Raw genomic sequence first — 9,635 nt, 5'->3', positions numbered from 1 at the left:
GTGGGACCATCATCGGTCCGGAACAGCCCCTGTTCTTTGCAATAACGTTCGACCAGTTGCACGCCGGTTTCTGGACGACCGGTTTGACGCAAATAAGTCAGTGTCACGTCGTCGACGGGAAAGAATCCCATCGTCGCGCCGTATTCGGGTGCCATGTTGGCGATCGTCGCCCGGTCGGCAACGCTCATCGCGTTCATCCCGGTACCGAAGAACTCGACAAATTTGCCGACCACGCCTTCGGCACGCAGCAGTTCGACCACGCGCAGTACCATGTCGGTCGCCGTCGCACCCGACGGCAGTTTGCCGGTCAATTCAAACCCGATCACTTCCGGCATCAACATGTACAACGGTTGGCCCAACATGTTCGCTTCGGCTTCGATTCCGCCGACGCCCCAACCGAGTACGCCCAAGCCGTTGATCATTGTGGTGTGGCTGTCCGTTCCGACCAGGGTGTCGGGCATGGCGACCGGGCCGTCACCGGTGTCGCGAATCGCCACGACGTGGGCCAGGTATTCCAAGTTGACTTGGTGTACGATTCCGACGTTGGGCGGAACGACACGGAAATTGTCGAACGCTTGTTGACCCCATCGCAAGAATTCGTAGCGCTCGCGGTTCCGCTGGAATTCGATTTCAACGTTTTGGCCGAGCGACGATTCGCTGCCGAAGAAATCCACTTGGACGCTGTGGTCGATGACCAGGTCCACCGGGATCAGCGGATTGATTTTGTTGGGGTCGCCACCGATCCGCTGCATCGCCGAGCGCATCGCTGCCAAGTCGACGACGGCCGGCACGCCGGTAAAGTCCTGCAACACGACGCGGTACGGCTTGAACGGCACTTCCTGTTTCTCAGGCGCCTTCGCGTTCCAGGCGGCGAGATTTTTCACGTCCTCTTCGCTGACGGAAAAACCATCGCAGTTGCGCAACACCGACTCGAGCAGCACTCGAATCGAGAAGGGCATCCGATCAATCTGTCCGAGTCCGGCGTCTTGCAATTTGCTGAGCCGGTAAATGGTGGCTGCTCCGCTGCCGGTTTCGAATTGGTCGCGGACGCTAAACGGGTCAAAACTCACTGCGTGTGTCTCTGAGTGCAAAGCGGAAGTGGGACGGTCAACGCGCACAGTCTAGCGTTTTGCTCGGAATAAATCGCCCCTGCGACAGGCCGTCACCGACCGAATCAGAACACAACCGACCCTCGAGACGGTCTCCCGTGACGAATGTTTTCCTAGCCGCCTCAGATCGCTGTTTTGGGGCCGGCGGCCGCCCAAAGAGCCTGTCGTCGCTGGGATTCAGTTCGATCAAACCGAGCCGATCGCCCCGCCAGCGGTGCCCCGTTCCGTCACCCGACGCAGGAAAATCCCAAAAACCGCAGCTGGCAAGCTGGGCGATTTGCGTCCTGTGTGCCGGACGTGCCGATTCTTTTGGTCATCCGGATTGTTTCTCGTCGATAAGGTTTTTCGACGAAGGACTGATTCCCAATTGGTTTCCGGCTGGAACGAGAGACGTTGATCCCCATGACTTTGACTTCCCCCATCAATCGTGTGTCGTCTCGGTCACGCCGACGCGGCTGGCAAGTGGGCAAAGCCCTGGTGCTGACCAGCCTTGCCACTGGAATATCTGCGTTTTCGATGCTGGGCCAGCCCCAAGCGTCAGCAGCCGACACCGCATGTGATGCCTATTCCGCCTGTGGCAATCAAGGCCCGTGCGACTGTGGCAGCTGCGGACAAACGGGGCGGACATCCAACCCGATCTACAAGACACTCGACACGGTCGCCGGCGGCATCGAGAAGCTGCTGGGACTGGACCGTTGCGGCAACGCCGGATGCACCACGCACGGCTGCGATGGCGGATGCGATTCGGCCCCCTGGATGACGGACCTCGAATCAACCACTCCGCCGGTGTTGCAAATCCCCAACCCGCCGGCTGCGACCAAACCCTTGGCGCCACCATCGACCGCGGCGCCTCGATTGCCAACCGTCCCGCCACTGGCCCCGGCGCCGAGACAAGCTGCTCCGAAGCAAGCAACGCCCAAGCCTGAAACACCCAAGCCTGCCGCGCCGGCCCCCCCCGACCCCACTCAATCGTCGCGCCGTCAAGAGATCCCCGCCGTCCCACCAGCAGCGGAACCAACGGGCCGCCCCACACTCACTCCACCGCCGACGATTCCTGCCGAACCGGTTCCGACGCCGCGCCCGGCAACGCCTGCGATGCCCCTTCCCGAGCCGGGCTCCGATTCGCCGGATCCTCTCAGCGATCCGCAGTTCACGCCTCCCTCGCTACCGGACATGCCGCCCACGCCGAACCCGGTCGAACCCCCAACGCAACCGAAAAAAGAAGGTTCGATCTTTGATGCGTTGGATGATCTGGAGGACCTGGATGATCCCTTCGAGGAGGACGCTGCTCGTTTGCGACGGCAATACGGCTCCATCCGGCCAATGCTGGAACGTGCCAGCCGAGTGATCGCGAAGACCTACCAACCGGTTTACCCCGCGCCCAAGACACCGACGCAATTGCTCCAAAAGCCCGAACGAGCGGTGGGCAGCGGATTGCGACCGGTCAGTCACGAAGAACCGATCCAACTGCGTCCGATGACCAGCCGACGTGTGTTGGCACCCTACCGGGCCTCGCATTAACCGGGCCTCGCGTTAAGACGTGCTGTGACCGCCCCATCTTCATCTATCCCGGATGGGATGGATAGTCGCAGCGGAACGCGCAAGCTGGAAGCTTACGCCACTATCGAAGACCGCCATCGCTGATGTGGTAGCGGTGACACTGGGTGCAATCCTCACCGGCAGCGTTGGCGTGATGGCACGCCGCGCAAGATTCACGCTCCAACGCTTTGAACTCCGACCCGGCAAAGACGAATTCATGGTCCGGCATCGTCTGTCGATCACGAACTTGGTGACAGTGACTGCAATCACCGAGCGCGGAGACACTCAGATGGGGGCGATGCGAAAACTTGGTGAACTCGCTGCGTTGTCCCACTAAACCTTTCGCCCGCCAAGAAGCGGGAATCGCGGTCGCACCGGGATGGCAGGACACACACGCGGCGACAAAGGGTCCGTCGAAGAAACGTTGCTTCAGCGGATCGTGTTCGGCTAACTGCGCAAACGTTTCGATCATGCCGACCATCACGGGATCGCTGTGCCCGTTGCCTCGATAGCTGATCGCAAAGCGTTGATCATCGCGATACCAGCCGCCGACTTGCACCAACTCGGATGCCGGCACAGCGGAAACCACCGTTGCCGACCGATCGTTTGAACCGGCCAATGGATCTTGCTGAAGCGGATCCTCCAGCAGCGGATCTTCCGACAATGCGTCTTCATCGCCCGGCTCGCCCAGCAGGCTTGATCCCAATAGCTCGGCCCCCAACAAGTCATCTTCGTCCGCGATGACCAATCGAATCTTTGGTCGCGGTCGTGTGATCGTGGCACTTTGTGTACCGGTCAAGTTGGTCCGCGTGAACCATTTCTGGCCGGCCGACTCGATCAACTGCGGCGACAGCGAACGCAGAACGGGTTGGAAGGGACCGGGAGAAATCCCCAATTGCAACAGCCGCTCTTGGATCGCCGATTGGCCCCGTCTGCCGACGTCGTCAATCAACCTTTGATACCCGTTCGCCAGACGCGCAAGCGTCTCATCGGTTTGCGGGTCTTCGATCGACAAGCGACTGACATCGCCCCCCGGGACACCACGCACGATTTTGGTCACCGCCGGATCGGCGCGCAACATCAACTCGGCAAGCGGCGAGATCACTCCGTCGGCGAACCCGGTCGCGCCCTCCGGCCAACCGCTGACGTTGTTCAAAGCGTTTCGCGGCAAGGATGGCAGAGCAACAAAATCGATGCCCTTTCCTGCCCGCACGTTCATCGCTTCATCGTGACACGTTTGGCAGCTGGTTTCGTAGCTAGCCACGCGAACCAGTTCACCCGTCGGTCCCGCGGGATGGCAGATCGAGCAGTCGAACGTTTCCGCCCCCGACTTCCACGACGGGAAATGTGTCTGCTGGTGAGTGGCGTGATTGAACGAGAGTTCTCCGCCACGGCCATACGGCCAACCCTCCCAATCCGGATGTGAATCGGCAAACGCCCCGAAGCGTTCGCTGTGACAGGTTTGGCATTGGTTGTTTGACAGCGACAACAAGTCTGCCTCGGCGCCATGGTGCTCTTGATGGCAGGCTCGACAAGCGACATCGTTTTGGTCAACGGCGGCATCGGGGATCCATCGAGGCAAGAAGCCGGTGCCGTCGGCGGCCGAACGCTTGGAAGCCAGCCGAATCGTCTCGGTCATCTGATCGCGAACCGACAACGGCAGATTGTGTGCCGCGAGAGCCAGGTTCGCATTGATCGTACGGTGATGGCAATCCATACACAGATCCGACTGCGTCACAGCGGCATGCGAATCAGCAGCATGCGAATCACTTGCCGAATGAAACCACGCAGCCAATGAAAACGCAGCTTGATGATGACACGCGGCGCACTTTTCGCCGGAAACGGAACCCGCCAGAATCTGGGCGTGCGGCGTCGACAATTCACCTGGCTTGAACAATTGCTCCGCGGGCATCATCGCCAACGTTGCCAGCGCACCCAGCAAAACGCACGTGAAAAAAACGACGGTCCAGCGACGGCGTCGCCCCGACCAGGTGCGAACGCGGGCGGCGCCGTCCGATCCAGCCCCGTCGACAGCCGGCATCCACGAATCGCCGGGGCGATCGTTGATGGGCGGTTGCGGGATTTCAAGATTGTCTCTTCGCATGACTTGCTTTGCGCCTCGTCCTCAACCCACCAGCCGCAACACGATCACCATGTGAATCAGCGCCACAGCCAACAACACCAGCGACAGGAGCGAATGAAACACCACCCAGCAACGCAGTCGTAGCTGCAGGGCAAACTGATAATCCAGATCGTCGCGGCGACGCACCAACGCCGCCAACTGCCCCGCAACACGTCGCCCGTCCTCCTCCAGATAGCGATCCAATTCTTTCAGGTCGCCGAGTAACCTGCGGCGGCGATTTCCGTTGGGCGCGATCACGTAGGCGAGTGTCGGACGGCTGACAAAAAACGGTGACAAGGCCTGTTGGTAGAACGTTTCCAGCACCTGCTTGGCCGACGTTTCGCTGATTTGGCGGCAGGCCTTGTCGGCTGCGGCGGCGATTTGATTCCGCACCCAATCGATGCGATCGAAACGATGTTGGCCTTCGACCGCCGTGAGTTTTTTCGGCAGCGTGCGACTGGCATAGATCCCATAAAAACCGCTCGCGGTGACCATCAGGAAGATGATCGACAAACAACCCTCCAGGACTCCACCGGCGATCAGCGCCGGAACGTGAAGCACATAGATTGCGGTCGTGAAAATCCCCACGTAAAGATGGATCTGCGTCCAGGTGCTGACGCTGCCCAGAGGCCAAAACGGCAAACGACGACGCACACCCAGCAGCATCAACAAGAACAGTCCCACCAACAGGGTGAAACCGGTGAAGAACGCCGGCATCCCCAGACGTGATGTTTCCCAGCGGGTGATTCCCCAAAAGATCGCGATCACGACCAGCGTCACCGACAAAGCGACGAGGCGACGTGTTCTCAAACGGGGACCCTGCGAACGATTCACGCTTGCAACTCTCCTGGCGTCCACGAATCACAACGACCCATGTTGAGGTTGCCCACCATCGCTCTAACGAGCGGCAAAGGGGTCAAACATGAATGGTACGGGCATGCGTGTTGGTGTGCAGGCTTTAGTCGCCCGGTGTCGCTGCTCCGCAGTGAATGGGAACGCCTAAAGGCTGGACACCAACGGCTGCTGAATCCCTTGAGTTTGAGAGTTGACAAAGCTCTAGCTCCGTTTTTCCAGCCAATCAGAAAGCGGTGGCGATTCGCTCAAGTCGATTCGGACGAGCGCATCGTGCGGGCAGGCGGCCGCGCACGCCGGTCCCGACGGCAGCCCACTGCACTGATCGCATTTGGCCGCTTTGCGAATCGCGTTGCCACTTTTCTCATCGACGTAGGGTCGGCCCTTGCGATCGACGACCTCCGCCATCGCGATGTTCTCGTAGGGGCATGCCGCAGCACAAACCCCGCAGCCGACGCAGATCGGGTCGTGGATGGAAACCACGCCCGTGTTCTGATCACGCGCGATCGCTCCGGTCGGACAGCCGATCATGCAAACCGGATCGCTGCAATGCATACAGGCTTGAACGAACTGCAAACGATCGTGAACGATCCCCTGTCGCACGAATCGCGGATTGCCGTCGTGGACGTCCGCGCAGGCTTTGACACAATCGTCACAGCGGGTGCAGCGATGCAAATCAATCACCATTGCTTCGCGACCGTTGTTCAAACGATGCTGAACGATAAACTCCAACAAGCTCGTCGACTCGAAACTGACACCGGCAGCGTGCTCAATGTCTTGCGTCGGATCTGGCGAAAAACGATCCGCCGCTTCGCTCCGCTGGTCGCTGCGAACGCGACGCCGATCCGATCGTTTTTCGGTGAAGGATTTCTGCAGCGACCGGGCGCTCTCGGGCAACTCGGACTTGCGGATATGCGGCAACACCTCCGCCGCAAACACTTCGATTGGGATCGAAAGTGCGTCCAAGAAACCGACGGCGCGCAGCGAGTGTTGGTAATGGATCGGACGCATCGATTCGGGACGCATCGCGTTGTAGGCGATCTCATCGATTCCGAATAAGTGGCCCTTGCCCAGATAGGCGACGGTTCGATGCGCCGCACCGTGACGCACGCACATCCGCCCGAAACCGCTCCGCACCACAATCAACTCGGTCGGCAGTTGCCCTTGATCGACGACCAAGGGTTCCGATGCAATTTGGTCTGCCGGATGCAGCTTACGGGTCTTCTTGTAATCGGCGTTCCATTCCATCCGGCCGTACGACCGAAGCTCCGTCGCCTCGATCACGCGTTGCATGTTTTCTTCCGGCAGGTAACGCAACAATGGGATTTCACGAAGGTGGATGGGCAACCAATGCCGGCGATAATGCTGTTCCAAGGTGTCGGCGAAACGTCGATCGCGACGCAGGATGCGCAATCCCTGCCAACGGATCTCGACCAACGCCGCTTCGGTTTCGGCGATCACGGTGGCCGTTCGTGGCGAGCGATACATCGCCGCCACTTCACCGAACAACTCCCCAGGCCCCAGCGAAACACTCTCGTGTCGCCGCAGCACGCCCTCGATGTCCTGTAAGAAAATCGCGGGGCGATCATCGACCTGGCGAATCGCCTGGTGACCGCCCGCAGCGGCATTGATGCTGACCTGCTCAGGGGTTCGCGTTTCCGGGTGGCGCGAACGTCGCAAGAACCGCGACAAGGCTTCGCCCCAGCCGATCGAGCGAGTCGGTTGGCGACCGAGTTGCCGATCGGTCAACGAATCGACGAGCACACGCACGTTGCCGGTGATCAGCAAAAATGCACTGTTTCCGTAATCGCCTTCGCGGACGATCACCTCGCCGGGCTCGACCCGATGTAGCCGACAATCGTAGCGCAAGATTCCCGACAGCGGTGTCGCACGGGGAAACGCGGATTGATCCATCTGATTGAAGGGGCCGCGCGTGCGCAGCCATGCGACATCGGCATCCGTCATGGATGCGTCGAGCGGTTCGTCCCATCGACTGGGACGCTGTACCGGAATTGTCGGGGTCGAGTCCATCGACCCTTCCATAGGCTGTAGCAAAAGACAAGGTCAAGCTTAATCCGGGAATTGACGGCGGATGGGTGGGGTAGGTCACCTGGGCAACGAAAAAGGGGGGGGATAGAGGGCACGCGTTGGCGGGCGGCCTGCTGATTCCAGCCCTGCAGGGTCCATTGATCATCAAAAAGAAGGCCTGGACGCTGGCGCGAACCGGCTAATGCCAGACGATCATCAGCCGTTTGGCGCGGAGCCTACGGGACAGAACCTCAGGCAACAGCGCTTCACTTAGCGGGATTGGATTTGAGCCCATAGACGCTCACCATCGCGTTTCGGCTATACTGATCCGGATGGAGATCGGTTTGTGGGGCCGTTCGGTCTCTGTGATTTCCGACCGATGGCCGCAAATCAGCTTGTTCCCGAAAACGATCGAGAGAGCGTTCCTTGAAGTCGTCGTTTGAATTCCAGCCCACGAATCCATTTTCGACGTCGTTCATTGCGCCGTCACAGGTTGTGTATCGGTTCTCCCACGGAGCCAACGCGACCAGTCCACACAACGTGGACTCGCAACTGGAGTCGCTGCTGGCGAAGCTGAAAAGCTCCCGCCGTGCGCTGATCGTCGGCCCCCACGGGACCGGAAAATCGACGCTGCTGCATACCTTTCTGCCCAAGCTTCAACGGAGCTTTCCCCAGGTCGCGTTCCATCAGCTCAATAATGATCCCTCCATGAGCCTTCGCATGCGTTTGGCGGAGCGGTTTCGTGCCGGCAAGCGAATTCGCGACGGGCTGATGGAGCTTCCCCAAGACGGACTGTTGGTCGTCGATGGCTGGGAACAGTTGACACACCTTTCCAGGCTGCGCGTCGCACGAATGGCTTCGAATCGAAAGCTGACCTTGCTCGCGACGTGCCACTATCGCATGCCCGGATGGACGGTGCTCCACGAAACCCGAGCGAACTCCAAATTGATTCGCTCCCTGGCGGAAGACCTGCTATCCGATTCGCCGTACGAGCTTCGCAAGATGATCGATGGCCATTTGAAAGACCGACGACTGACGCCGACGACCAATGTCAGGGAACTCTGGTTCGAGATGTATGATGTGGTCGAAGACGCCCACGCGCACGAACTGAAATTCCACAGCTGACGTACACAGCTCGCTGCGACGGTAACGCTCCAACCGTACCGCTTCAAGCATGCGACGTTCGACGCACCGCTCCAGACGCCCTCCCGATTCCGCCCCTGCTCCCCAACGGCCTGCTCCGATGCGATTGCCCGTCATCCTTGTCCAAAACCCGCCCGCCTCGGCTGCCAATCTTGCGGAATCTTTGGTCGGTCACCTGATCGGACGAGCCGGCCTCGACTTGACCCTGGTGGGGCGATTCGATTCCCTCGCCGACGATTCCACCGACCGCATGACCTTGGACTCCATCACGGTGCCCTCGGCAGTTCTCGATTGGCGATCGGAGCCGGAGATGCTGGACGTGCTCGCGGCGATCGAGTTTCATGGATCGCGTTGTCCGCATCAGCTCGATCCCGACGGACCGTTTGCCCCGGGACAGTCACCGCGACGTCTGTTTCTGTTCGATCTGACCAAACACAACGACGTCGAAAAGATCATCGCGGAGCTGGATCGACTGAGGGCTTCGTTGAGTGTCAAAACCGTTTCGCTCGGTGCCCTGGGATCGGGCGGCTCGACGACAATTAAACCCGCTGCGAACAAGGACGCTGCGAACAGGGACGTTAAAGCCACGGCACGTCCGGTCCCGGTTACCGCACCTCGCCAACCGGCTCCGGTCGCCGCTGCATCGCCCCGATCGGACGAGAATTTGGACAGTCTGATCGACCAGCTGGACGACTTGGACGTGTAGTGCGCGGTCCAGCGCAAGCAAGATAGCGGAACGGCGCGAGCCGTCCGGTCTCAGTTGAAGAACATCGTGACGTACCGGAGGGCTCGCGCCCTACCGCTAAAAAAACACACCGATTGGTGTCAAACGAGGTGGCCCT

At 60.0% G+C, this 9,635-nt stretch carries 7 protein-coding genes; 3 read left to right on the top strand and 4 right to left on the bottom strand.

The genetic code is table 11. The annotated features are described in order from the left end of the window. A partial coding sequence (locus ABX749_RS10610) for an aconitase family protein (RefSeq protein ID WP_372895954.1) occupies window positions 1–1,070 on the bottom strand: 1,070 nt, incomplete at its 3' end. 441 nt (window positions 1,071–1,511) lie between these two features. Here ABX749_RS10610 and ABX749_RS10605 point away from each other — a divergent pair. After that, entirely contained in the window at window positions 1,512–2,630 is a 1,119-nt protein-coding gene (locus tag ABX749_RS10605; RefSeq protein ID WP_372895953.1) for a hypothetical protein, read from the top strand. 100 nt (window positions 2,631–2,730) lie between these two features. Here ABX749_RS10605 and ABX749_RS10600 read toward each other — a convergent pair whose 3' ends face one another. From ABX749_RS10600 to ABX749_RS10590, 3 genes are all read right to left on the bottom strand, one after another. Further along, a complete protein-coding gene (locus ABX749_RS10600; protein ID WP_372895952.1) occupies window positions 2,731–4,752 on the bottom strand; it encodes a hypothetical protein in 2,022 nt (673 codons plus the stop codon). Window positions 4,753–4,773: 21 nt separating this feature from the next. Then, window positions 4,774–5,580, bottom strand: a complete 807-nt coding sequence (locus ABX749_RS10595; protein ID WP_372895951.1) for a hypothetical protein — start codon at window positions 5,578–5,580, stop codon at window positions 4,774–4,776. Window positions 5,581–5,826: 246 nt separating this feature from the next. Beyond that, window positions 5,827–7,653 carry a cyclic nucleotide-binding domain-containing protein gene (locus ABX749_RS10590; RefSeq protein WP_372895950.1) on the bottom strand — a complete coding sequence of 609 codons (1,827 nt, stop codon included), beginning with the start codon at window positions 7,651–7,653 and terminating at the stop codon, window positions 5,827–5,829. 423 nt (window positions 7,654–8,076) lie between these two features. Here ABX749_RS10590 and ABX749_RS10585 point away from each other — a divergent pair, with 423 nt between their 5' ends. Both ABX749_RS10585 and ABX749_RS10580 read left to right on the top strand, forming a co-directional pair. Further along, a complete protein-coding gene (locus tag ABX749_RS10585) occupies window positions 8,077–8,775 on the top strand; it encodes an ATP-binding protein (protein WP_372895949.1) in 699 nt (232 codons plus the stop codon). 124 nt (window positions 8,776–8,899) lie between these two features. Continuing rightward, window positions 8,900–9,499 (top strand): hypothetical protein, encoded by a 600-nt coding sequence (locus ABX749_RS10580; RefSeq protein WP_372895948.1) that lies wholly within the window; start codon window positions 8,900–8,902, stop codon window positions 9,497–9,499. Window positions 9,500–9,635 lie beyond the last annotated feature (136 nt).

It is taken from the genome of Stieleria sp. (assembly GCF_041595215.1).
GTDB lineage: Bacteria > Planctomycetota > Planctomycetia > Pirellulales > Pirellulaceae > Stieleria > Stieleria magnilauensis.
Note: the sequence above shows the minus strand (reverse complement) of the source record. Positions and strands in the feature narration are given on the sequence as shown.